The sequence below is a fragment of the Microbacterium azadirachtae genome, from assembly GCF_000956505.1.
Lineage (GTDB): Bacteria > Actinomycetota > Actinomycetes > Actinomycetales > Microbacteriaceae > Microbacterium > Microbacterium azadirachtae_A.
The window spans coordinates 99,572-123,539 of sequence record NZ_JYIX01000031.1; the positions used below are offsets into that span (position 1 = coordinate 99,572).

General features: G+C 70.7%; 21 protein-coding genes and 1 tRNA gene. 13 read left to right on the plus strand and 9 right to left on the minus strand.

Annotation, left to right across the window (positions count from 1 at the left end; all coding sequences use genetic code 11):
* Positions 1 to 31: 31 nt before the first annotated feature.
* The gene (locus tag RS86_RS06865; protein ID WP_045271473.1) at positions 32 to 1,057 is read left to right on the plus strand and encodes an endonuclease/exonuclease/phosphatase family protein; all 1,026 of its coding nucleotides are present in this window, start codon (positions 32 to 34) and stop codon (positions 1,055 to 1,057) included.
* Positions 1,058 to 1,067: 10 nt separating this feature from the next.
* On the opposite strand, the gene RS86_RS06870 is transcribed toward RS86_RS06865, so the two are convergent.
* The gene (locus RS86_RS06870) at positions 1,068 to 1,439 is read right to left on the minus strand and encodes a type II toxin-antitoxin system death-on-curing family toxin (protein ID WP_045271474.1); all 372 of its coding nucleotides are present in this window, start codon (positions 1,437 to 1,439) and stop codon (positions 1,068 to 1,070) included.
* A complete protein-coding gene (locus RS86_RS06875; RefSeq protein ID WP_045271475.1) occupies positions 1,436 to 1,642 on the minus strand; it encodes a ribbon-helix-helix protein, CopG family in 207 nt (68 codons plus the stop codon). The genes RS86_RS06870 and RS86_RS06875 overlap by 4 nt, the downstream gene beginning before the upstream one ends.
* Positions 1,643 to 1,736: 94 nt before the next feature.
* Between RS86_RS06875 and RS86_RS06880 the strand changes: the two genes are divergently transcribed.
* On the plus strand, positions 1,737 to 3,602 hold the full coding sequence (locus RS86_RS06880; RefSeq protein WP_045271476.1) for a sensor histidine kinase: 1,866 nt from the start codon (positions 1,737 to 1,739) through the stop codon (positions 3,600 to 3,602).
* Here RS86_RS06880 and RS86_RS06885 read toward each other — a convergent pair.
* Entirely contained in the window at positions 3,520 to 4,173 is a 654-nt protein-coding gene (locus RS86_RS06885; RefSeq protein WP_045271477.1) for a response regulator transcription factor, read from the minus strand. The two genes, RS86_RS06880 and RS86_RS06885, sit on opposite strands and share 83 nt — an antisense overlap.
* 127 nt (positions 4,174 to 4,300) lie before the next feature.
* Positions 4,301 to 5,341, minus strand: a complete 1,041-nt coding sequence (locus RS86_RS06890; RefSeq protein ID WP_045271478.1) for a hypothetical protein — start codon at positions 5,339 to 5,341, stop codon at positions 4,301 to 4,303.
* 336 nt (positions 5,342 to 5,677) lie between these two features.
* Here RS86_RS06890 and RS86_RS06895 point away from each other — a divergent pair, with 336 nt between their 5' ends.
* The 6 genes from RS86_RS06895 (at position 5,678) to RS86_RS06920 (ending at position 12,352) form a co-directional block, all read left to right on the plus strand.
* A complete protein-coding gene (locus tag RS86_RS06895; RefSeq protein ID WP_045271479.1) occupies positions 5,678 to 7,189 on the plus strand; it encodes an HNH endonuclease signature motif containing protein in 1,512 nt (503 codons plus the stop codon).
* A gap of 77 nt (positions 7,190 to 7,266) precedes the next feature.
* Complete coding sequence (locus tag RS86_RS06900) at positions 7,267 to 7,839, plus strand: hypothetical protein (RefSeq protein ID WP_045271480.1); 573 nt, start codon at positions 7,267 to 7,269, stop codon at positions 7,837 to 7,839.
* The gene (locus RS86_RS06905) at positions 7,836 to 9,125 is read left to right on the plus strand and encodes a sensor histidine kinase (protein ID WP_152642108.1); all 1,290 of its coding nucleotides are present in this window, start codon (positions 7,836 to 7,838) and stop codon (positions 9,123 to 9,125) included. The genes RS86_RS06900 and RS86_RS06905 overlap by 4 nt, the downstream gene beginning before the upstream one ends.
* Positions 9,122 to 9,859, plus strand: coding sequence for a response regulator transcription factor (locus RS86_RS06910; RefSeq protein ID WP_045271482.1), 738 nt, complete (start codon positions 9,122 to 9,124; stop codon positions 9,857 to 9,859). Before RS86_RS06905 ends, RS86_RS06910 begins: the two co-directional genes overlap by 4 nt.
* Positions 9,860 to 9,979: 120 nt before the next feature.
* A complete protein-coding gene (locus RS86_RS06915) occupies positions 9,980 to 11,260 on the plus strand; it encodes a serine hydrolase domain-containing protein (protein WP_045271483.1) in 1,281 nt (426 codons plus the stop codon).
* Between the two features lie 75 nt (positions 11,261 to 11,335).
* A complete protein-coding gene (locus RS86_RS06920; protein WP_045271484.1) occupies positions 11,336 to 12,352 on the plus strand; it encodes a magnesium and cobalt transport protein CorA in 1,017 nt (338 codons plus the stop codon).
* Between the two features lie 6 nt (positions 12,353 to 12,358).
* Here RS86_RS06920 and RS86_RS06925 read toward each other — a convergent pair whose 3' ends face one another.
* Complete coding sequence (locus RS86_RS06925) at positions 12,359 to 13,399, minus strand: YeiH family protein (RefSeq protein ID WP_235281672.1); 1,041 nt, start codon at positions 13,397 to 13,399, stop codon at positions 12,359 to 12,361.
* 82 nt (positions 13,400 to 13,481) lie between these two features.
* Here RS86_RS06925 and RS86_RS06930 point away from each other — a divergent pair, with 82 nt between their 5' ends.
* Both RS86_RS06930 and RS86_RS06935 read left to right on the plus strand, forming a co-directional pair.
* Entirely contained in the window at positions 13,482 to 14,489 is a 1,008-nt protein-coding gene (locus tag RS86_RS06930; RefSeq protein WP_160299675.1) for a LysR family transcriptional regulator, read from the plus strand.
* Between the two features lie 27 nt (positions 14,490 to 14,516).
* On the plus strand, positions 14,517 to 15,809 hold the full coding sequence (locus RS86_RS06935) for a cation:proton antiporter (RefSeq protein ID WP_045271485.1): 1,293 nt from the start codon (positions 14,517 to 14,519) through the stop codon (positions 15,807 to 15,809).
* Between the two features lie 78 nt (positions 15,810 to 15,887).
* Here RS86_RS06935 and RS86_RS06940 read toward each other — a convergent pair whose 3' ends face one another.
* Both RS86_RS06940 and RS86_RS06945 read right to left on the minus strand, forming a co-directional pair.
* Positions 15,888 to 18,431 (minus strand): bifunctional lysylphosphatidylglycerol flippase/synthetase MprF, encoded by a 2,544-nt coding sequence (locus RS86_RS06940; protein ID WP_052680123.1) that lies wholly within the window; start codon positions 18,429 to 18,431, stop codon positions 15,888 to 15,890.
* Positions 18,432 to 18,480: 49 nt separating this feature from the next.
* Positions 18,481 to 19,782, minus strand: coding sequence for an alpha/beta hydrolase (locus RS86_RS06945; RefSeq protein WP_045271486.1), 1,302 nt, complete (start codon positions 19,780 to 19,782; stop codon positions 18,481 to 18,483).
* 106 nt (positions 19,783 to 19,888) lie between these two features.
* Here RS86_RS06945 and RS86_RS06950 point away from each other — a divergent pair, with 106 nt between their 5' ends.
* Entirely contained in the window at positions 19,889 to 21,277 is a 1,389-nt protein-coding gene (locus RS86_RS06950) for a glycine--tRNA ligase (protein WP_045271487.1), read from the plus strand.
* Between the two features lie 8 nt (positions 21,278 to 21,285).
* Positions 21,286 to 21,978, plus strand: coding sequence for an SGNH/GDSL hydrolase family protein (locus RS86_RS06955; protein WP_082076637.1), 693 nt, complete (start codon positions 21,286 to 21,288; stop codon positions 21,976 to 21,978).
* Between the two features lie 27 nt (positions 21,979 to 22,005).
* Here the strand turns inward: RS86_RS06955 and RS86_RS06960 are convergent, their stop codons facing one another.
* Both RS86_RS06960 and RS86_RS06965 read right to left on the minus strand, forming a co-directional pair.
* Complete coding sequence (locus RS86_RS06960; protein WP_052680124.1) at positions 22,006 to 22,665, minus strand: trimeric intracellular cation channel family protein; 660 nt, start codon at positions 22,663 to 22,665, stop codon at positions 22,006 to 22,008.
* A 114-nt stretch (positions 22,666 to 22,779) separates the two neighbouring features.
* Positions 22,780 to 22,854 (minus strand) — tRNA-Gly (locus tag RS86_RS06965).
* A 254-nt stretch (positions 22,855 to 23,108) separates the two neighbouring features.
* Here RS86_RS06965 and RS86_RS06970 point away from each other — a divergent pair.
* On the plus strand, positions 23,109 to 23,960 hold the full coding sequence (locus RS86_RS06970) for a polysaccharide deacetylase family protein (protein ID WP_052680125.1): 852 nt from the start codon (positions 23,109 to 23,111) through the stop codon (positions 23,958 to 23,960).
* The last annotated feature ends 8 nt before the right edge of the window (positions 23,961 to 23,968 follow it).

A 23,968-nucleotide genomic window follows, 5' to 3' on the forward strand; every position in this document is an offset into this window, starting at 1 on the left:
AGCGGGATCCGCGTCGTCGAAGGGGGCAGCCATGACCGATCGACCACCGACCCGCGGTGGCCTCGGCGCGGCGATCGTCATCGTGATCGGCGTGCTGGCCGCCGTGCTGCTGGTCTGGCCTCAGGCGTTCGGTGCGCAGCGTCTCTTCGGCGTCGCGCAGCTCATCGCGTTCCGTGCGCCGCTCGCGCTCGGACTGGCGCTCGTCGCGATCGTCGTCGGATCCGTCGTCCTGCTGCTGCGCCGCCGCGCGGCACGGGTGCGGCGCGTGCTCGGGGTGTTCGCGATCATCGTCGCGCTCGCCGCGGGCGGGGACCTCGCCCTGCTCCTGGCCCGTGGACAGGCCCAGAGCGAGGCCGCCGGATTGCGCGACGGCGATCTCACCGTGCTCGTCTGGAACACCCAGGGCGGCGCGACCTCGCCCGCCGAGGTCGCCGAACTCGTGCTCTCCGTCCGCGCCGACGTGGTCAGCCTGCCCGAGATGGACGACGACGCCGCCGCCGAGGTCGCGAGGCGGGTGGGCGCCGGCGGCATCCGCATGACGGCGGCGACGACCAGAGCCGTCGCGGAGACGTCGACCCCGTCGTGGATCCCGACCTCACTGCTCGTCGCCGATCGCCTGGGCGCCTATCGTCTCGACGCCTCCGCGGGCACGACCAGAGGGCTGCCGAGCGGCGTCTGGCGTCCGGTCGACGGGACGGGGCCGACGATCATCGCCGCCCACCCCGCCGCGCCGCTGACCGACGGCATGGACGACTGGCGCGCGGGGCTCGACTGGGTGCGCGCCCAATGCCGCTCGCCGCACCCGGACCTGATCCTCGCCGGCGATCTCAACGCCACCGTCGACCACCTGGATCTCGGCGGATGCCGGGATGCGGCGGTCGAGGCGGGCGCAGCGGCGACGGGCACGTGGCCGTCCACGGTACCGGCCTGGCTCGCCGCGCCGATCGATCATGTGCTCGTCGGTCCGGCGTGGGTCGTCCGCGAGGTGCGGGTGGTCGACGCGACGGGCGGCACCGACCATCGTGCGCTCGTCGCGGTGCTGGAGTCGAGGGGCTGAGGCGATCGGCTCAGCCGCGTGCCCTGACGTGAGCCGCGAGGATCTCGGCGATCTCGTGGAGGTCGAGGCGGCTCTGGGCGGTCCCGAGGACGAGGCCGAACGCGGTGTCGGTGTCCATGTCGATCCGGATGCCGTTGAGCTCGAGAAACGTCAGCGTGAGGATCCAGGAGAATCGCTTGTTGCCGTCGTAGAGCGGATGGTTCTGCGCGAGAGAAGACATCAGCGCGGCGGCCTTCACCTCGATCTCGGGGTACGCCTCGACGCCGAACATCGAGCTCGCGGGACGGGAGAGGGCGGAGGACAGCAGCCCGAGATCGCGGATCTTCAAGCCCAGCGCGTCGAGGACTCCCACCGCCTGAGGGAGCTCGACGTATCGGATCACGCGTCCTCGAGCTTCGTGATCAGCTCGGCGTAGCGGTCGGCGACGCCGAGCGCGATCGATACGGCCTCCGTGGTCGTGACCTCTTCGCGCACGAACCTGTCGGCCGCCTCAATGAGCAGCGCGTGCTTGGAGGTGTGCCGCTGTGCCGCGAGCTCGCTCAACTGCGCGTCCAGCTCCGCCGGGATCCGCACCGTCATTGCCATACCAGAATGGTATCATCGGCAGCTTGCCCCGGGCCTTCTCGCCCAGTTCCGACTACCCGTTCCGCTCCGCGCACGGTCCTGGGATCCTGGTGCGATGACACCGCTCCACGGTTCGGCGGACGGGCGCCCCGCAGCCGACGGGCGCCCCGCGGCGGCGGGCGCGTCCGGAGCGCCGAGCCTGCGCGCGGCGCTGATCGGCATCGGGATCCTGATGACGGCTCTGTGCCTGGTCGAGCTCGCGATCCCCTCCCGGTCGAGAGGGCTCGGCGGATCGCTCCTCGACGGCGCATTGGTCGCGATCTTCACCGTCACGGGCCTGGCCGCGTGGCACCGCCGCCCGCACAACGCCACCGGGCGGCTGATGCTGCTCGCGGCCCTGGCCCTCTGGGCGTCCGGGACGTACGACGACAGCATCCCGGCCCTGCGCGTCCTGGGCACGCTGACCTCCAGCCTCCCGCTCGCACTGCTCCTGCACCTGCTGCTCGCGTTCCCGTCGGGCCGGCTTGGGGGCAGAGCCGCCCGCGCGATCGTGGCGGTGTCCTATCTCGTCTCCGTGGCGCCGCAGATCGTCGTCGTCCTGCGGCCGGCTGCCACCGAGATCGCCTGGACCCTGCAGGCCGCAGTGGGGATGGGCGCGCTGGCGGCGACGGTCGTCCTCTGGGGTGTTCGGCTCTCGCGGATGCCCGCACTCCCGCGCCGCCAGTTGCTCCCGTTCATCGGCTACGGGTGCGCGGCCATCGCCGTGATCGGCGTGACGGTCGTGGTGCTGCACGTCGACCCGCGTCCCGGGGCGCAGCAGGCGGCCACCGTCGTCCAGCTCCTGATGCTGGGCGGCCTTCCCGTGGCCTTCCTCGTGGGGCTGACGTTCGGCGCGTTCGGCCATGCCGGCGAGGTCGCGGAGGTGGCAGCGGGCGTCTCCGCGGCATCCGTGGAGCCTGCGCTCCTCGATGCGCTCGCGGTCAGGGCGCTCGGCGATCCCAGCGCCCGCGTCCTGTGGGCGTCGGAGGCGGCGGATCCCGCTCGGTTCGTCGACAGTGCGGGGCACGCGCTCCCCGTGCCTCCCGAGCGCGGCTGGTGGCCGATCGGCCCGCCCGAGGCGCCCGTGGGCGGGCTCGTGTTCGATCGCGAGCTGATCGCGGACCGCGGCCTGGTCTCGACCGTGAGCGCGCAGCTGGGACTCGCGATGGAGAAGCAGCGGCTGGTCGTCGAGCTGCGTTCCGCGGTGCAGCAGCTGCACGTGGCCGCGGAGGAGCTGCAGACCTCCCGGCGCCGGATCGTCGTGGCCGCGGACGCCGAACGCCGGCGCATCGCGCAGGATCTCCACGACGGCGCCCAGCAGCGGATCGTCCTGGTCGGCATCGACGTGCAGCGGATGGCGCGGCAGGCCGATGATCCCTCGTTCGTCCGGTCGGAGGCGGCGCGGATCGCGGAGCGCTGCGGATCCCTCCTCGACGAGCTGCGCAGCCTGGTCGAAGGGCTCATGCCGAGTCGACTGAAGGACCACGGCCTGGAGGCCGCCGTCGCCGCGCTCGCCGATCAGATCCGGATCCCGGTGCGGATCGAGGTCGCAGCTCCCCTCGGCCGGATGGACGCGGAGGTCGAGTCGACAGGCTACTTCGTGATCGCGGAGGCCCTGACGAACGCCGTGAAGCACGCCGGCGCCCGGGAGATCGTCGTTGTCCTGACCGTCTCGGACGGCCGCCTGCGGATCGCCGTGAGCGACGACGGGAAGGGCTCCGCCGGGGCGGTCCCGGGATTCGGCATGCGCAGCCTCGGAGACCGGGTCGAGACGCTGGGCGGGACGATGACGCTCGAGCCGGCGAGGGACGGCGGGACGACATTGCGCGCGCAGCTGCCTCTCGGAGAGCGCGCGGCCCTCACCGGTCCAGGAAGCGCATCACCGCCAGGACCCGGCGATGGTCGTCGGGATCCGGAGGCAGGTCGAGAGACACGAAGATGAGCGCGATGCTCCGTGCGATCGCCTTCTCCGTCACGAAGAGCTCGCGGGCGATCCGCGCGTTGCTGTACCCCTGCGCCATCAGCTGCAGCACCTCCAGCCGCCGCGGCGTGAGCTGGGCGATGCCGCCGTCCTTGTGATCGCGGACTTCGCGGCGCACCATCGAGGTGATGACGTCCGAGTCGATGCTCGAGCCGCCGGCCGCGACCCGCTGCACGGAATCGAGGAAATCCTCGAGATTGAGGATGCGGCGCTTCAGCAGATAGCCGATGCCGTTCGCTCCGTCCGCCAGCAGCTCCATCGCACCGGTGGCATCCACGTACTGGGAGAGCACGACCACGGCCGTCCCTGGGAAATCCTGACGGATCCGCTTCGCCGCCCGCAGGCCGTCGTCGGTGAAGTCCGGGGGCATCCGGATGTCGGTGAGCACGAGATCCGGGCGATACGCGCCGACTTTGCCGATGAGGTCCTCGGCGTCTCCGGCCGTCGCGACGATCTCGTGGCCCTCGTCCGAGAGGATGCGGGAGATGCCCTCCCGCAGCAGGAACTCGTCCTCGGCGATGACGACGCGCATACGTGCTCCTGCCTGACGGTGTGCGAACTCCCGGCGGTGACCCGACAGTACCGCGCGAGAACCGCCGCCCACACCCTTCCGGGGTGGACGGCGGTTCGGATGCCGCAGGCGTCGATGGTCCGACGGATCAGTTGACCGGCTTGATGTCGACGATCTTCGGCAGGTTGGCCTTCTCCTGCTCGGTCAGCGCGCGCTCGGCGCTGTCGTAGAGCACGTCGGCGTCCGCCCGCGGGATGTCGAAGTGCACGCCGGATAGCTTCCAGGTGGTCTTGCCGAGCTTCACCGTGAAGTCGCCGGTCACCCGCTCGGTCAGCACCCGGGACCACATGTTGAAGTTCTTGTAGGCGCCCACCTGGTACGGCTGGACCTTGGTCTCCTCCTTGGTGTTGGACCACGTGCCGCCGTACTTGTGGGTCAGGCCGGCCTCCAGGATCCCGTTGATGGTCAGTTTGGCCGACCCTGTGGTCTCCACCGATGAGGTCGTGCCGGCCGAGACCTTGGTGGTGACGCTTCCTTCACGCGCCTTCTCCGTGTTGTTCGCACCCCCGGCGACCAGCCGGATCTGGGCCTTGCCCTCTTCCTTCGCGACGGGCGTGAACGTGCACGACGCCAGGCCCGAGATGCAGGTCTGGTTGAGTAGCTCGGCCTGTCGCTGGGCATCCGAGGCCGGCACCGTGATCTCGGAGAAGTCCTTCTCCGAGATCGTCAACCGTCCGGAGAGACCCTGATTGTGGATGGTGAAGGCGTCACCGGCGTCGGTGCGGATGCTCGTGCCGCTGACCGCGTCGACGACGAGCGAGACCTGGAAGGCGGAGATCCGTTCGGACCCGTTGCCCAGCGCCTCGCGATAGTTGAACGTGAGGGTCGTCTCGCCGCGCTTGAGGAGGTAGTAGACCTTCTCGTAGTGGTAGGACTGCCCCGGCGCGATCTTCGTGCCGGTCGGTGCATAGCCGTCCCGGTCACCCGCACCGTCGATCCCCTGCAGCTCCAGGGTGTGCTTGGTCGTGTTGACGATGTCGAACCCGCGGGTGACGTCGGCGGCGGCGGTCGCGGCCCGCGGTGTCGCGGCGGTCGCCGGTGCCGCGGTGATGGCGCCGACCGCGATCGAGCCGAGCACGGTGGCGCCGATCAGCCCGGCTCCGACGAGGCGATGAGTCGTGGTGTTCATGGTGTTCGTTCTCCTCCTGCCCGTGAGGGGCAACTGTGAAATCCCGACCTGGGAAGTTCTTCTCCCTGAAGGCTAGAAATCAACGGTGCGCGGGCCGATGGCGGTGCCACCACAGCGATGTGGTGCCTGCACCACATCGCCCGGGGCAGCACCTGGTCGCTCCCGGTCCTGCGGGGCCTGTCGGGCTGGATCCGACAGGTCGGCCGGGTTGGTCCCGACAGGTCGGCCGGGATGGATCCTCCTCCCCGAACGCCCGATCCGAAGAGTTGTGCACAGTTCTGGAAATCCCTTGTGATCGGGAGTTCTAATGTCGGTGGCACGGTGTTGGATCGAGGTATGACGTCGACCACGGCGCACGTACTGGAGCAGCTCGACCAGCTGCTCCAAGCGGCGTGCGCGTCGGAGGAGATCGAGGCGCAGCTCGAGACGCTGTCGGCGGCCGACCTGACCGACGTGCTGCAGGCGGCGGGGCGCGTGCAGCGCCGGCTCGACGCGATCATCACGACCGCCACGGGTGCCGTGGATGAGCGTGATGGCCGCCCGGCGGATGATCGTGTCTCGCCCCGTGCAGGCTGCAGGGATGCGACCGAGCTGCTGCGGCGCGCCCTGCGGGTCGACGTAGGCACGGCGCGACGTTTCGTGCACGCGGCTCGGCTCATCCATCGAGACCGGGCACTGTCTTCGGGAGAGCTGCTTCCGTCTGAGTTCGAAGAGCTCGGCGCGACGTTGCGGGACGGGGTCATGTCGGTGTCGGGGCTCCTTGCGGCGACGGCGCCGCTGGCGAAGAGCGGCGACCGGATCGGGGGCGAGGAACGGGCGGCGATCGATCGGCTGCTGGCCGACATGGCCCGTGGGCGGGATCTTCCCGACGCGCAGGGGCGGCCGGGTCCGGCGCCGACGACCGACGAATTGGCAGACTTCGCGGCGGCGCTCGCTCTCGCAGTGGATCCCGACGGCAAGGAGCCCGATGACGCAACGGGGAACCGGCGTCGAGGGTTCACGCTGGGGCGGCTGAGAGACGGCGTGGTGCCGGTGTCGGGTGGGCTGCTGCCCGAGGTCGCGGGCGCGGTGCAGCGTCTGATCGACGCGCTGAACAACCCGGCCGCATCCGATGCGCCGCCGCCGCCGGCGGCGGGACGGGTGGCGTTCGCGCCCGAAGACGGGGCGGATCAGGGGTGGAGCGATCTGCCGGACGCGCATGCGCAGCCGGATCCTCCTGACGACCGGACGCCGGCGCAGAAGCGGCACGATGCGTTCGCGATGATCGTGAACGTCGCCGCCGCCTCGGGTGGGTTTCCCGAGCTGGGCGGCGCTGCGCCGACCCTCGTCGTCTCGGTGACCGCCGAGGACTACGCGCGCGGCGCGGGGAGGTCGCACATCGAGGGTACGGAATGGGACACGTTGATCGGGGTGGCCCGCCACACGGCCTGCGCGGGCGGGGTCCAGCGGGTGCTGTTCGATGATCGGGGGCAGATCGCGTCCATCGGCACCAGTGCCCGGCTGTTCAACGCTGTGCAGCGTCGAGCGATCGTGCTCCGCGATCGGGAATGCGTGATCCCGGGCTGCCGGATCCCGGCGACGTGGTGCGAGATCCACCACGTCCGCGAATGGGCGCAGGGCGGGACGACGCATACGAGCAACGGCGTCGCGCTCTGCTGGCATCACCATCGCACGCTGGAGTCGTCGGGGTGGCGGATTCGGATGGGTGGCGGGGTCCCTGAGATCCGCGGACCGCACTGGTGGGACCCCTACGGCGGTTGGCATCGACCGCGATCCCGCGGTGGGACCCCGTACGACCGTCGCCGGATCATCGCGGGCGTCTTCGCGCCGCTCGGAAGGGGCGGATGAGATCTCCACCCGTCCACCCGGGGATCTCCACCCCCGGGTGGTGCCGGTGGATCCCGGATCCGAGGAGCATCGAGGACATGAACCTCTCGATCGTCTCCAACGTCCTGCTGATCCTCCTGGCCGTCGGCGTGATCGCCGTCCGGCAGATGACCTGGCGGCCCGTGCTCGGCGGCCGCGACTGGATGCTGCCCGCGATCATCGCGGTGATCGGAGTGGTGCTGCCGCTGCAGACGCTGAGCGGACAGGTGATCGGGGTGATGGACGTGGTCGCCCTCGTGGTCGAGCTCGTCGTGGCCTTCGCGCTCGGCACGGCGATGGGCGCGATGGCGCACATCCGCCGCATCGCCCGTCCCGCCGGCTACCAGCCCGCCGCGGGGCTCTCCGACCGGGCCGCGGCGCAGGCGACCGCCGAGTTCGAGACCCGCACCGGACCGTGGGGGCTTGCGCTCTGGGTCGTGCTCATCGGCGTCCGGGTCGGCCTCATGTTCGGCTTCGAGCAGCTCGGCTCGCACATCGGTGTCGCAACCGGACTCATCCTCATCGTGCTCGCCGCGAACCGTGCGGCACGGGTGCTGGTGCTGCACCGCCGGGTGGACGCGCTGCGCCGCACGAGCGCGGAGAGCGGATCCGCGCGCATCATTGTTCCGTGAGTCGAATCCCGCTGCGCATCCAGCCGATGACGGGCTGGCGCGCCGCCGTCAATACCGCGGGCCTGCTCGCGGTCGGCTGGGTGCTGTGGCGCGTCGCGCCGGAGACCGCGCCGTGGGTGGTCTGGCTGTTCGGCGCCGGGCTCGCCGCGTGGGCCGTGCGCATGGTGCTCGCGGTGCGGATCGCCGCAGACGGCGGAGACCCGGCGCCGCAGCCCGGCCAGGAAGCCGCGCCGGCCGGTCGGGTCGCCGCGAGAAGTCACGCTGCACAGGCCTGGGCGGCCGCCATCCTGCTGGCCGTGATGGGGCTCGCCGGTTCGCTCACGGCGGTCCCGACCCAGGGTCTCGGAACGGCCCTTCTCGTCGTGGCGGTGATCACGCTCACGGGCGACCCCGCGGTGCCGCCGGGTCTCGGGATCGCGGCGGCGATCCTGGGCGCTCTGGGCGTCGCGGCCGGGGCGCTGCTCACCGCGGCGGGATTCGCCGGTTCACTCACCCCGTCGGCGCTCGGCCTGATCACCATCCTCGCGGCCCTCGCGCTCGCCGTGGTCGTGGGTCTGGGACGGCGCGCCCAGCGTGTGCTGCTGGCGGAGCGGGAGCGCGCGAGCGCCGAGGCGCTGAGGGCGCAGGCCGCGGCCCACCGCATCGCGATCGCACGCGACCTGCACGACGTGCTCGCGCACAGCCTGGGCGGTCTCGTGGTGCAGCTGGATGCGGTCGAGGCCCTGCTCGACGCGGGCGAGACAGAGAAGGCTGCCGCGCGCGTGGCGGCGGCGCGCGGTCTTGCGGTCGAGGGGCTGGGCGAGGCCCGCGAGGCGGTGCGGGCGCTGCGCGAACCGGAGCCGGAGCGCGGATCAGGATCCGCGGATCCGGTCCCGCCGGCCGTGGTCGAATCGCGCATCCGGGCGCTGATCGCCGCGGAGCAGGGCGTCCGGCTCGATGTCGCCGGCTTCGCGCACCCGGTGTCCGCCGCGCTCGCCGAGGCGCTGGTCCGCGCGGTGCAGGAGGGGCTCAGCAATGCGCGCAAGCACGCGCCCGGCGCCGCGGTACGGGTCGGCCTCGTCTGGCATCCTGACCGTGCGGAGTGCACGATCGAGAATCCGGTCTCCGCGGCGCCGCCGCAGGACCGTGCTCTCGCCGCGACCGGGGGCGGCTACGGGCTGCGCGGCGTGCGCGAGCGCTTCGCGGTGCTCGGCGGAACCGTCCAGGCGGGCGTGGAGCCAGGCGCCTCGAAAGGCCAGGAGAGCGACGCCGACCGCTTCGTCCTGCGGGCGGAGGCACCGGCATGACCGCGCGGATCCGCATCGTGCTCGCCGATGACCAGGCGATCATCCGCGAAGGACTGGAGACCGTGCTGAACCTCGTCGAGGATTTCGAGGTCGTCGGCACCGCCGCCGACGGGGCAGAGGCCGTCGCGCTCATCGCCGCGGAGCACCCCGACGTCGCCCTCATGGATCTGCGGATGCCGGTGCTCGACGGCGCGGCCGCCACGCGGCGGGTCACCGAGGAGACGCCGGAGACGGCGGTGCTGGTGCTCACGACCTTCGCCGACGACGCCGACATCGTCGCCGCGCTGCGCGCGGGCGCGCGGGGGTACCTCACCAAGGACGCGGGACGCGCGGAGCTCGCCGCCGCGATCCGCGCCGTCGCCGCCGGGCAGTCCACGTTCTCCGCGCCGGTGCGCGACGTGCTGCTGGGACGGATCGGAGCCCCGGACCCGGCGCGGGACGCGGCCGAGTCCGAAGCGCCCGTCACGCCCGGCACGGAGTCCGGAGTGGCCGCCGACGCGGCCGCGGATGCGGATCCCGCCTCGGCGAACGCTCTGGCTGCGCGTTTCCCTGCGCTCACCGCGAGGGAGCGCGAGGTCTACGCCCTCATCCTGCAGGGGCGCTCGAACGGCGAGATCGCCCAGGCGCTCTACGTCGGGGTCGCCACCGTGAAGACGCACGTCAACGCGGTCTTCGCCAAGCTCGGTGTGCGCGACCGCGCGCAGGCGATCGCGAAGGGGCTGGGACGCGCCTGAGCCGTCGTGTGCCCGCGGATCCGTACATCACGATCTCCACCCGAAATCAGGGATCATCCTTCGGGATGACGGCGGCCTGAGAAGGGCCGCTTACAATCGTGAGGAATGTCAGGGGGGCGAATGAGTGGGATCACACGGCGTCGAGTGGGGGCGCTGGTCGCCGGTGTCGTTGCGGCGACGCTGGCGCTGAGCGGCTGCTCCGGCAGCGCGCAGGCCCCTTCGTACACCCCGAAGCCGCAGGTGCAGGGCGAGCTGCCGTCCGAGATGAAGGACGAGATCAAGGCCGCGGTCACGCGGGCCATGGCGCAGAGCGGTTCGAGCGGCGCGATCGTGGGCGTATGGGCGCCGTGGGGCGGCTCCTACGTCACCGGCCTCGGCACGGTGTCCGTCGAGGACAAGACGCCGGTGAGCACCGACATGTCGTTCCGCATCGGCGACGTCACCCGGCTGATGACGTGCGACGTGCTGTACGCGATGGCCGACGCGGACAAGATCAAGCTCGACGCGTCGATCACCGAATACGTCTCCGGAGTGCCGGATCTGCAGGACGTCACCCTCCTCGACCTGTGCAACGGCACCGGCGGGATCGGGTCGTCCCAGGCGACGGCGATGCCGATGCTGCTGAACAACCCCGCGCGCGAGTGGGATCCGAAGGAGCTCGCGTCGTACGGCCTCGCGCAGAACCGCACCCCTCCGCACACCGGCTACCGCGATTCCGACGCGGGCTACCTGCTGCTCGGTCAGGCGCTCGAGCGCGCCTCGGGCCAGACCGCCGCACAGCTCATCCGGCAGTACGTGACCGGCCCGCTCGGGCTGAACTCGACGTCGCTGCCCGGATCCGGCGCCGCGGCGCCCACTCCGTCGCCCGCTCTGGACGGGTCCTACCTGGCCCAGGTCGACGGCGCCTACCAGTGCGCGAAGCCCTCCGACATCACGGTGAGCTCGTCGAGCAACGGCTACACCGACTCCGGGGTGGTCTCCACGATCGAGGATCTCGGCCGGTACGTGCAGGCCGAGGCCGCGCAGGCGCTGCGCCTGAAGAAGACGCCGAAGCGCTTCGGTGCACCGCTCCCGATCGCCGACGGCGCACCGAGCTGGTACCAGACCACGGGCGGGGCCAAGCTGGTCGGATCCATGATCGGCCAGCACGGCGGCACGCCCGGCTACCTGACGGCGGCCTACTCGGATCCTGCGACCGGATTCACCGTCGCCGTGGTGCTGAACGACTCCACGGCCGGCGAGGCGTTCATCGGCGACCTCGCGTTCGAACTCGCTGCGATCGCCTCCAAGGCGCCCGCCGGGAAGGGCGGGACCGCACCGGAGTTCGCGCTGCCGTTCACCGCGGGCGACTACGCTAAGGCGGTCGACGGCGCGGCCATCTGCCCGCTGCCGCAGGGCTGACCGGTCCGTTCGACGCCTCCCCGCGCTTCGGCAGGGCCCGCAGGCCGACGTACGCGCACGACCCGAGGAGCAGCCATGGCGATCGTCGACAACGGCATCTATGTGGACGGCGTCCGCACCGACACCCCGCACACGCTGGATGAGACGTTCCAGCTCATGCACGCCCGCGAGGGCATGGGCTGGATCGGCCTGTACCGCCCCAGCGAGGAGGAGGTGCGACAGGTCGCCGCGGAGTTCGGGCTGCACGAGCTCGCGGTCGAGGACGCGCTGACCGGGCATCAGCGCTCCAAGCTCGAGCGCTACGGGGAAACCCTCTTCATCGTCCTGCGCCCCGCCCGCTACCTCGATGTCGCGGAGGAGGTCGAGTTCGGGGAGCTGCACGTGTTCGTGGGCCCCAGCTTCGTCGTCACGATCCGGCACGCCGAGACGCCGAGCCTGAGCCGGGTTCGCGGACGGATGGAGCACGATCCTGAGTTGCTCGCCCGGGGTCCGGAGGCCGTGCTCTATGCGATCCTCGACGAGCTCGTCGACGAGTACTCGCCGGTGCTCGCGGGCCTCGAGAACGACATCGACGAGATCGAGGCGCAGCTGTTCCTCGAGGAGTCCGACGTGACCCAGCGCATCTACGAGCTGTCCAGCGAGGTGATCGACTTCCAGAAGGCGACCCAGCCGTTGCAGCCGATGCTGGAGAACCTGCTGCGCGGATCCGCGAAGTACGCCGTCGACCTGGAACTGCAGCGCTACCTGCGCGACGTGCTGGACCACATCCTGACCTTGTCCGAGCGGGTCTCGACGTTCCGCGCGAACCTCGACAACGCGCTCACCGTGGAGGCGACCATCGTCGCCCGGCGCCAGAACGAGGAGATGCGCCGGATGACGGAGGAGAGCATCCGTCAGGGCGAGGAGGTCAAGAAGATCTCCAGCTGGGCGGCCATCTTCTTCGCTCCGACGATCGTGGCCGGCATCTACGGCATGAACTTCGAGGTGATGCCGGAGCTGAAATGGGCCGCCGGCTATCCGATGGCGATCGGCCTCATGGTCGGCGGCGCGTTCGTGCTCTACCTGGTGTTCAAGAAGCGCGGCTGGCTGTAGGAGGCGTCAGTATCCGAAGCCCGTCAGCGCGATCACCGCGAGGGCGGTGGCGGTGACCAGGATCCATAGGATCGCGCCGAGCACGAGCGGTCGCCAGCCGGCGCGGCGCAGCGCGGCGACGTCGGTGGACAGACCGATGCCGGCCATCGCCGTCGCGATGAGGAAGCCGCTCGCATGCACCATGGCCTCGCGGGGACCCGGCGGAATCACCCCGAGGGATCCGATCACCGCGACGGCGAGGAAGCCGACGAGGAACCAGGGGACGAGTCCGATCGCACCGCGCAGGGTCATCCGTCGCCCTTCGGCGGAACGGCGCGACTCGATCACCGAGAGCCCGATCGAGATCGGGATGATCATGAGGGTGCGCACGAGCTTGACCACGACCGCGTAGCCGAGTGCCGCCGCGCCGAAGACCCCGGCCGCCGCGACGACCGAGCTGGTGTCGTTCACGGCGGTGCCGGCGAGCAGTCCGAAGGTGTGCGGATCCATGCCCAGCGCATGGCCGAGCAGCGGGAAGAGCACCACGGCGAGGATGTTGAAGACGAAGATCGTCGACACCGCGTAGGAGACCTCGGCGCTCAGCGCCCCGATCACGGGCGAGACCGCCGCGATCGCGGAGGCGCCGCAGATCCCCGTTCCCACGCCGATCAGGGTGCGCAGCCGCTGCGGCACGCGCAGCGCCCGGCCGATGACCCACGTGCCGAGCAGGCACACGGCGAGGGTCGACAGCATCACCGGCAGCGACTCCGCCCCCACGCGCAGGATCGCGTCGAGCGAGAGCTGCGCGCCCAGGAGCACCACCGCCACCTGCAGCAGGAACTTCCCGGAGTACTCCACCCCGGGCTGGAAGCGGGCGCCGGGGCGGCGGATCACGGCGGCCACCACGCCGATCACGATCGCGGGCAGGGCGGATCCGAGCACGGGGACGACCGTGCCGATCAGAGTGGCGACGATCGCGATCGGCACGGTGAGCGCCAGCCCCGGCAGCACCTCCGCCCCTCGTCGAGCGAGGCGGAGCGGGAAAGTGCTGGCAGGGCGGAACATCATGGATCCAGGCTCGTCCGCCCTCGGCATCCCTGGTATCCCGCGGCTCTCGATAGGGGTACAGTCATGGACTGTGGCGAATGGGGTGACAGACGGATCGATGCCGGACATCGGATCGCTCGAACTGCTGGTCGCGGTCGTGCGCACGGGGTCGATCTCGGGTGCGGCGCGGGAGACCGGGGTGACCCAGCAGTCGGCGTCCGCGCGGCTGCGCGCGGTCGAGCGCCAGCTCGGGCTGGCTCTGTTCCATCGTGCCCCATCGGGCACGCGGCCCACGCTCGAGGGCGAGGTCGTCGCCTCCTGGGCGGACGACGTGCTGGCGGCGGTGGGACGCTTCCGCGCGGCGACCCGGACCCTGCGGGGCGAGAGCACGGCACGGCTCACGATCGCCGCGAGCCAGACGGTGTCGGCGCGGCTGCTGCCGCTGTGGCTGGTCGCGCTGCGCCGGCGCCAGGTCGAGGCAGGGCGCACCCCGACGGCGGTGCAGCTGCTGTCCGGCAACAGCACGGACGCCGAGGCCCTGGTGCGCGACGGGCATGCCGACCTGGCGTTCATCGAGTCGTCGGAGGTGCCCGCGGATCTCGGCACCTCGACCGTCGATCACGATGAGCTCGTGCTGGTCGTCGCCCCGGAGCGGGCGTGGGGTCAGGACGGACCCGTGACCTTCGCGGAGGCCGCGGACGAGGCGCTCGTCGCGCGCGAACAGGGCAGCGGAACCAGGCGCGCCTGGGAGGACGAGGTGCGCCGCAGACTCGGCAGGGATGCGGCGGAGCCCGCGGTGGTGCTGCCGACCTCGGCCGCGGTGCGTTCGGCGGTCGCCGGCGGGCTGGGCGCCGCCGTGATGTCCCGCCGCGAAGCCGCCGACGACATCCGACTCGGCCGGCTGCGCGCGGTGCGGACGACCGGGGAGCCGGTGATGCGCCCGATCACGGCCCTCTGGCGCGGGGGAGCGCGGGACCTCTCCGCCGCGGGGCGGGAGCTGATCGAGGTGGCCGTGGCGACGGCACGAGAGCAGGCGGTGCCCTTCGTCTCGCCTTCGGCTCGCTCAGGGACCGGCCCGGCACCATCGGCTGGCGGCCGCTCGGCGCGATAGTCTCACCTCGTACTCGGGAGGAATCGGATGCCGCCGTTCGTGCTCATCGGCCTCGCGGCCGTGATGCTGTGGTCCGTGGTCTCGCACCGCTTCGAGCGCTGGGGTGTGGCGGGTCCCGCCATGCTGCTCGTGCTGGGGGCCGCGACCACGGTCTGGAACATCGACGCCTACGGGGCGGCGATCGACTCGCCGGCCACGGAGAAGGTCGTCGAGATCATTCTCGCGATCCTGCTGTTCTCCGATGCCACCGAAGTGCGCGGCGGGATCTTCGGCGGCGAGGGCCGGGTCACCGCGCGCCTCGTGCTGATCGCCCTGCCGTTGTCCCTCATCCTCACTGCGATCGCGAGCGGCTGGCTCATGCCGGAGTCGTTCGCGGTGATCGGCGTGATCGCCTGCGTGATCATGCCGACGGACTTCGCGCCCGCGACCCGGCTCCTGCGCTCGAAGCTGCTGCCAGAACGCATCCGGGCGATCCTGAACGTGGAGAGCGGCTACAACGACGGTCTCGTCTCGCCCATCTTCGGCATGGCGCTCCCGATCGCCGTCGTGCTCTCGCCGATCGTCCGTCAGTTCATCGCGACGGGATCCGACACGCTCACGATCGACGACGAGGATTTCGGGCACAACTTCGACAAGTTCCTAGAGGCGTTCCTCAATGCGGTCCCGGCCACGGCCGTGGCCGTGGCGATCGGCGTGGTGCTCGGAGGCGTGGTCGGGCTGGCCCTCCGCGCCGCCCGCCATCGGGGAATCGCGGACGAGGGCGGGGCGCGCTTCGCGATGGTGCTGCTGCCGCTCATCGCCTACGGCATCGCGACGATCCCGGCGCTCGAGGCGAACGGCTTCGTGGCGGCGTTCGTCGCAGGGCTCATCTACCGCGTCACCCGCACACGCGGAATGGAGGAGCGCGTGATCCCGCATGCCGAGCTGCTTCTCGTGGAGGAGGTCGGCACCCTCACGGCGAACTTCGTCTGGTTCATGCTCGGCGGCGCGGCCCTCATCGTCTTCACGACGCCCTTCGACTGGCAGGTGCTGGTGCTCGTCCTGCTCGCCCTCACGGTGCTGCGCCTCGGGCCGGTGTACCTGTCGCTCCTGCGCAGCTCGGTGTCGCGCGCCGACCGCGTGAAGATCGGCCTGCTCGGACCGCGTGGCACCGCCACGATCGTGTTCGGGCTGCTCGCGTACAACGCGCTCCCTGAACAGGACGGCAACCTCGTGCTCACGATCATGGTCGTCACCGTGGTCGGCAGCATTCTGCTGCACGGCGTCGCCGCGCCGTTCGCCCTGCGTGCGCTCGAGAAGAAGCGCACGGTTCCGGCCTGACCGAAACGGCGGGCACCGGCGACAGGAGCCCGTCCGCGGTCGCCATGCGCGAGGGCCGGGCGGATGCTGCCTTCGACATCAGTGCTCCCCGCCGCGTCCCGTGATGGTCTGCACGAGCGCCAGGTACTCCTTCGGCGTGGCGTGCGGAAGGTAGGCCTCGCCGATCGCGAGTCCGATGTTCGCGAGCTGAGCGGGATCCGCGTAGGCCATGTGGATGGTCTCGTAGCGCGGGTTGAACTTGCTCTTGAACCGGAACAGCGACGTGAAGCCGTACGCCGGCTCCAGCATCCGGCCGAGCCACTCGAGCAGCCGGCTCATGACCGTCGGGTCCCCGGGATCCTCCCCGGGCTTGGTGGCGAGCGGGGCGCCGGAGAGGCTCATGACCTGAGCGCCCTGCTCCTTCATGTGCAGGGCTGCCGACGCGATGACGAACTCCATGATGCCGGGCATGGATCCGTCGCCTCGGCGCATGAAGTCGATGGTCCACCCGGTGACCCTGCCGTCGGTCCAGCTCGGCAGCCAGCTGGTCGTGGCCTCGATCCCGCCGTCCTTGTTGATCGCGAGGAAGATCCCGACATCCGGATCCTTGAGCTCCTCCATCCCGCCGAGCGTGAAGCCCATCTCGGGGAGCTTCTTGTTCGCGACCCACTCCTCGCTGACGGCCTCGATCTCGGCGGTGTACTGCGCCGGAAGCTCGTCCCAGGCCGACCACAGCGTGGTGATGCCCTCGCGCTGGCCGCGGTTCAGCGGCTGGCGGATCTTCTGCCACGGCTTGCCGGCCAGCTCGAGTCCGGGGAGGTCGAGCACCGTCTCCTCGCCCACGGACATGTGCTGCCATCCGAAGGACTGGAAGATCGGCAGATACTTCTCGTGGAAGCTGTAGAAGCACGCCGACCAGCCCTGCGCCTCGCAGTACGCGACGAATCCCTCGACCGTCTTGCGCTCGGCCCCCTCGGCGCAGACCGGATCCGACATCGTCAACGCCACGCCCTTGATCACGCGGTAGGCGACCGCTCCCCGCCCGTCGTCGGTGAACCAGTAGGCGTTGCCGGGCCAGGTGCCCATGAAGCCGAGGGTGCCGCCGCCTCCTTCGCGCAGGAGAGTGCGGAAGCGCGCCTCTTCCGTGGTGTCGCGCTGCACCCCTGTGGCCCGGTAGAGCTGGACCGTCGCGAACACGAACACGGCCCAGAAGGCGACGCCCGTCCACTGGTAGACGAACAGTGCCGGGCCGTCGAGCGGAATCGCGTCCAGCGTCACATCGGGAAGGAATCCAGCCGGCACGAACGGCCGCAGCACGTCGCCCAGCAGCGCGGCGATCTCCGGAGGCCCCGCCAGGTAGTCGTCGCCGTCGACGAGACCCGTCACGACGTATCCGGCGGCGAACACCACGAACGCCCCCACGACGATGATCGCGAAGCGGACGGCGGCAGGACGCGGAGCGGCCACCTGGAAGCGGCGCCGGGTGAGGAGCAGGAGCGCGACGAGAGCCAGAGGCAGGCAGGTCGCGAGCACGATGGCGATCACGAACTCGGGGCCCACGACGTCGCGCACGCCCGCGTCGAACAGGTCGGTGAAGCCGAGCACGGTGCCGGTCAGCACCGCGACCGCGAGGTTCGAGACGATCGCGAGGATCCAGGCCGCGCGCCGGCCGGTGCGCAGACCCCAGGCGGCGAGCAGCGCGAGCAGCAGCGGCACGAGGCTGATCAGGAACGGCCCTGGCCCGCCTGTCAGCACGGCGTCGGCCTGCTTGATGCACTCCGCGGTGAAATCCTGCGCGCACTCGGGCGAGACCTCGCCCGTCGTGTCGGGCGCGAAGCCGGACACGACAAGACCCAGGGGGGAGTCCAATGAGTCGGAGATCAGCACGATGAGCGGACCCAGTCCGACCGCGGCCACGATCGCGGCGACGAGGGTGCGCACCTCGCGGTACGAGCTGCGATGCCAGGAGCCGCGCGGGGTGTCCCGCGCCAGCAGGATGCCGGCGAGCAGGCCGAGCACCGCGGCGATGAGCCGGAAGACGCTGTTGCTGTCGGCGGCGTAGAGGGCGAACATCAGGAGCAGCGTGAAGCCGATGACCCTGATCCGGCGGCGCCACAGCGCGGGCGCCATTGCCGTCGCCGCCATGATCGTGCCGATGAGGCCGATCGACGGATCCGTGACGAGGTCGACGCTCTTCAGCAGCCCCCAGTCCGCGCCCCAGGCCGCGGTGAGCGTCTGCAGGCCGAGGCCGAGCAGTATCGCGACGACGCCCGTGACGACGAACACGCCCACGGCCCGCCAGGTCCCGAGCCGACGCTCGGCGTAGGCGCCCACCGTGAGCACGAGCGCGAGGACGAGGATCCCGGCGATCAGCGAGTCCGGGATGAACAGCGCGGTGAGCGGGGTCCACCAGTAGCGGAGGTCGCCCGTGGTCACGACCCCCGCGGCGAACTCCTGCGGGAAGTCCCCCAGGAACGTGCGGAACCCGAACCCCGTACCGAACACGATGAGGGCGAGCGCGACGCTGAAGGGGTTCGCGCGCAGGTACCCCACGAAGGCGCCCTCCTTCCTCGGCGCCGGGGGAGTGCCCGGCGTCTCGGCGGTGGCGGTGCGGGCGGACAGTGCGGCATCGGATGCGGTCATGCGCTGCTTTCTCTGCGAGAGGCGTGGTCGCGGGATCGGAAGGGAACGGTCAGGGGGCGGAGAGCCCGAGGTGTTTGTACAGCAGCTCCATCGCGAACGGAATGCCGCCGTTGAGGGCTGAGGCCAAGTGATCGGCCCCTGGAACCACGTGGAAGGTCGTCGTGAAGCCGGCTTCCTCGGCCTGTTTCTTGTTCATCTCCACCCCGGGGAGGAAGGCCGCATCCTTCTCGCCGACCGTGAAGATGGCGAGGTGCCCGGCGAACTTCCCCTGGTTCTCTGCGATCCCCGCGGTCGCCTTGTTCGCTTCGAAGGCGGCCTTGTCGCCGTTGAAGATGGTCTTCACCGCGCCGTCGATCCACTCGATCCCCGGGAACTCATCGGACGAGATGCCGATCACGTTGCCCCAGATGTCGGGATGATGGGTCGCCCAGGTGAAGGCGCAGGCCCCGCCGTTCGAGTAGCCCATGATCGTCCAGTACTTGTGGTCGAGCAGAACAGGAAGCTTGTTCGTCGCGTAGTCGGGGATGTCCTTGTTGAAGTAGGCCGGCACATCGCCGTACTTGTCGGACTTGGCGCACACGGGATCCTGGTTCTCGTTGCCGAGCTGATCGGCGACGATCACGATCGGCGCGAGCCCCTTGTTCTTCTCCGCGAGCCGATCGAGCGCGGACGCGATGAACGACGGGTCGGGGTTGCCGGGGTAGCCCATCATCATGACGACCAGGGGGAGCCGCGGCGGATCCTTCGTGAGCGCGGCCGGGGGAACGTAGATCGTGGCGTCGCGGGGCGTGAAGCGACCGGAGGAAGGAATCGCCTGCTTGCCGCTCAGCAACCAGGTCTTGCCGGTCTTCGGCATGTCCTCCGGCGGCGTCCAGGTCTTGTACAGCGGCCCGTCCGCGACCTGCGTCGGACCGGGCGTGGGAAGGCCGTCGAACCGCTCCTCCGTCGAGATCCCGAACATCGAGCCCACGGTCTTGTTGATCCCGAACGCGGCGTTGACGCCGAGGGTCGTGGACAGCAGTGCGAGGATCACGACCAGCACCGCGACGATCCTGCGCCATGCCCGGCGCTCCCACAGCGACACGATCCCGATCAGCGTCCCCGCGAAGCCGGCCGGCACCCAGAAGGTGCACGCGAACGGCAGCTGTCCGCCGAACGCGTCCGTCGCATTCGCCCAGAGCACCAGCGCGACGCCGCCGCCGATCCCGAGCGCCAGGGCGCCGATGACGCGCCACAGCCAGGCCGGGGTCGGGCGGCGGATCAGCAGCACGACGACGCCGACGATCGTCAAGCCCCAGATCACGAGCGGGAGCGGCCCGTCGATGATGCCGAGTTTGAAGAACCAGGTCATCGGAGGCTCCTTGTCCGTAGGCCGGCATGTCGGGGGCGAGGCACGAGCGACTATAGTCCTCAGCGTTCGCGCACCCCGGTGCTGCTCTACGTGATGAGGAGATCCCATGGACCAGTCGGAGCGGCTCGAGGCCGCCATCGCACTCGCACAGCATCGCGGGTTCGTGTTCCCCTCGGGGGACATCTACGGCGGCACCCGTTCGGCCTGGGACTACGGCCCCTACGGGGTTGCCCTTAAGGAGAACATCAAGCGCCAGTGGTGGAAGACGTTCGTGCAGCGCCGCGGCGACATGGTCGGGCTGGACTCGGCGATCATCCTCCCCACCGCGGTCTGGGAGTCGTCCGGGCACCTCAAGGTCTTCAGCGACCCGCTCACGGAGTCGCTCGTGACGCACAAGCGCTACCGTGCCGACCACCTGTTCGAGGCCTATGAGGAGAAGCACGGGCACCCGCCGGAGAACGGCCTCGCCGACATCCCGGATCCGGAGCATCCGGACAAGGTCGGGCAGTGGACGGAGATCAAGATGTTCTCCGGCATGGTCAAGACCTACCTCGGCGTCGTCGACGACGAGTCGGGCCTGCACTACATGCGACCGGAGACCGCACAGGGCATCTTCACCGATTTCAAGGCAGTGCAGCAGACCATGCGCCGCAAGCCCCCGTTCGGCATCGGGCAGATCGGCAAGGCGTTCCGCAACGAGATCACGCCGGGCAACTTCATCTTCCGCACGCGCGAGTTCGAGCAGATGGAGATCGAGTTCTTCGTCCAGCCCGGCACCGACGAGGAGTGGCAGCAGACCTGGATGGATCTCTGCTGGAAGTGGTTCACCGGTCTGGGCGTCGACCCCGAGAACATCCGCTGGTTCGAGCACCCGAAGGACAAGCTCGCGCACTACTCGAAGCGCACCGTGGACATCGAGTACCGGTTCGGCTTCGTCGGGTCCGAGTGGGGCGAGCTGATGGGCGTCGCCAACAGGACGGACTACGACCTCTCGGTGCACCAGGAGAAGTCCGGCAAGGACCTGTCCTACTTCGACCCCGCGACCAACGAGAAGTACATCCCGTACGTGATCGAGCCCTCGTTCGGCCTCACCCGTGCGCTGATGGCGTTCCTCGTCGACGCCTATCACGTCGAGGAGACCACCACCGCCGACGGCAAGACCGACAGCCGCACGGTCCTGAGGCTCGACCCGCGCCTGGCGCCGTTCAAGATCGCCGTGCTGCCGCTGTCCCGCAACGAGCGTCTGGTGCCCACGGCGAAGGAGGTCGCCGACCTGCTCCGCGAGCACTGGGACGTCGACTACGACGACGCCCAGGCGATCGGCCGCCGCTATCGCCGCCAGGACGAGGTCGGCACGCCGTACTGCGTGACGGTGGACTTCGACTCCCTCGAGGACCACGCCGTGACGGTGCGCGACCGCGACACGATGCAGCAGGTGCGCATCCCGATCGATCAGCTGGTCTCGCACTTCGCGGGGCTGCTCGTCGGGGTCTGAGCCGGCGCATGCGACGCAGGGCGCACCCGCGGATCGCCGGGGTCGTGGCGGGCATCGTGCTCGCCACGGCCCTCGGCGGGTGCGCCTCCGCACCCGCGCCGCCGGTGACGCCCGCCCCGAGCAGCACCGCGGGGAAGCTCCTGGTGGCGGTCGGCAACTCCTTCGTCGGCGGATCCGCGATGGACTCGGGCACCGCCCGACGCTGGCCGGGGCTGGTCGCGATGCGGCTCGGCATGCGGCTGGACGTGATCTCCGCCGGGTCGTCGGGATATGCGGATCCGGGGGACGCCGGGCTCACCTATCGCGACCTCGTGCGCGAGATCCCCTCCGGCGCGGACGTGGTGGTCATCATGGGCAGCGACGACGACGCCCCCTACCCGCCGGATGAGATCGAGCGCGAGGCGCGGGTCGCCCTCGGCGAGGCGGTCGTGCGCGCCCCGCACGCGCAGATCATCGTGACGAGCACGCCCTGGGTCGTGAAGGATCCGGACGTCGGGATCGAGAACACGAGGGATGCGGTCAAGGCCGCCGCGTCCGAGCTCGGACTGGAGTACATCGACGGGCTGGGAACCTGGCTCGTGACCGGTCCTCCGGGGCAGATCGGCGCCGACGGACTTCACCCGACCGACCTCGGCCACGCCCGGCTCGCGGACGCCCTGGTGGGCCCGATCCGTGCGGCCGCCGAGCGCGCCCACGGATGAGCCGCGGGGCGGCTCCCGCGCGCGGACTCAGATCCCGAGCCGGGGCAGCTGCCAGTCGAAGACGAAGGCCAGCAGGCGCAGCAGGAACGCGACCAGGAAGCCGGCGAGCAGTGCGAGTCCTCGTGCCCGCGTCCAGCGCAGCAGCATCCCCGTGGTGAGCGCTCCGGCCAGCGCCGCCGTGCCGTAGACGCTCTGCGACAGTACGAACGGGACCCGGTTCAGGAGCACGTCGCGCACCAGCCCGCCGCCCGTGGCCGTCATCGTGCCGAGGGCGGCGACCACCCAGAGGTTGGCGCCGCGGGCGGCCGCCTTCTCCGCGCCTCCGACCGCGAACAGGGCGAGGCCCACGGCGTCCGCCGCGGCGAGGGCGAGAGCGGGGATCTCGTCGATCGCGGCGAGCACTCCGAAGGTGCCGAGCGACGCTCCGAGGGCGACGATGATCCGGATCCGCGACGAGAACGCGGCAGGGGGGAGGTCGCCGAGCAGCACATCGCGGAGGATGCCGCCGGCGAGTGCCACGATGAAGCCCACCACGAGCACGCCCAGCAGATCCAGCCCGGCGTGCGCGGCCGCCGCCGCTCCTTCGACGGCGAACAGGCCCGTCGCGACGATGTCGACGGTGTCGAAGAGGCGAGCGCTGACGGCAGGGCGTGGCGTCGCGGCGAAAGGAGGCGCAGTGGTCTTCACGAGGACATCTCAGCACCCCGCGGGGGGACGGCTCCGGATCGTCGCGGCGCGGCGGATCCGGCGCTGCGGCCAGAGAAGAGGAACAGCCCCCGGCGGATGCCGGGGGCTGTTCGGTGGAGCGAGTGGCAGGAGTTGAACACTGCATCTTCGACCGGGAAGGCCAACATTCTGACGTTGAACTACACTCGCGGGGCGTCCCCTTGCGGCGACTGCGAAAAACATAGCACCGCAGTGCTCCGAGCGCACCGGTCTCCTACGGTGAAACCCGTAGTCGCGACGCGGGCGGGCAGGCCGCGACTCTCGGGGAGCCGGGATCCGGTGCGGCGGGATCCGGTCGCCGATACGGGCAACCACGTACCGCTCCCGCCGCCCGAGCCCCGAGAATCCGCCCTGTCTCCGCCGGTGGCGGAAGGGGGTCGCTGCGAGCCCCTAGGGTCTGCGGCATGGGGCAGACCGGGGCGAGGGGGACCAGTGCGTGGGGGCGCCGGACGTTCTTGGGGGCGTCCGGGCTGGCACTGGGGGCCCTGCTGACGTCCTGCGAGGCGACGCCGGAGACGGTCCGCCCCGCGGGTGCCCCGTCGAGCCCGTCCCCGCCGTCCCCGACTCCGACTCCCACTCCTACGCCGACGCCCACACCGCCCCCGGCACCGACCCTGGCGAAGGTCCCGGCGCCGCACGAGGCGTTCACCGGCCTGCCCGGCGAGGGGAACCTGCTCGCCTGGACCGTCGACGACGGCACCGACTCGTCCGTCGTGCGCGCGTATGCGCAGTTCGCGCACGAGACCGGAACGCGGCTGACGCTGTTCGCCACCGCCTCCTACCCCGCGTGGGCGGAGAACGTGGACGTGCTGGCGCCGCTCGTCGCCTCGGGCCAGGTGCAGATCGGCAACCACACCTGGTCGCACCCCGATCTCACCTTGCTGTCCGACCGGGGCATCGTGGATGAGCTGCAGCGCACGCACGATCGGATCGGCGAGCTGTTCGGCGTCGATGCTCGCCCGTTCTATCGCCCGCCGTTCGGATTCCATGACCGACGGGTGCGCGCCGCCGCAGCGTCGATCGGCTACACCGCGCCCGCCCTCTGGTACGGCTCGCTCGCCGATTCCGGTCTCATCCCCGCGGAGGAGATCGTCCGTCTCGGGCACGAGTGGCTGCTTCCGCAGCACGTCGTGATCGGGCACCTCAACCACCCGCCCGTGACGACCGTCTTCCCGCAGCTCACCCGGATCATCGCGGAGCGCGGGCTCGTCACGGTCACGCTGAACGACGTGTTCACGAGCGAACACCACCCCTGAGGGCACGC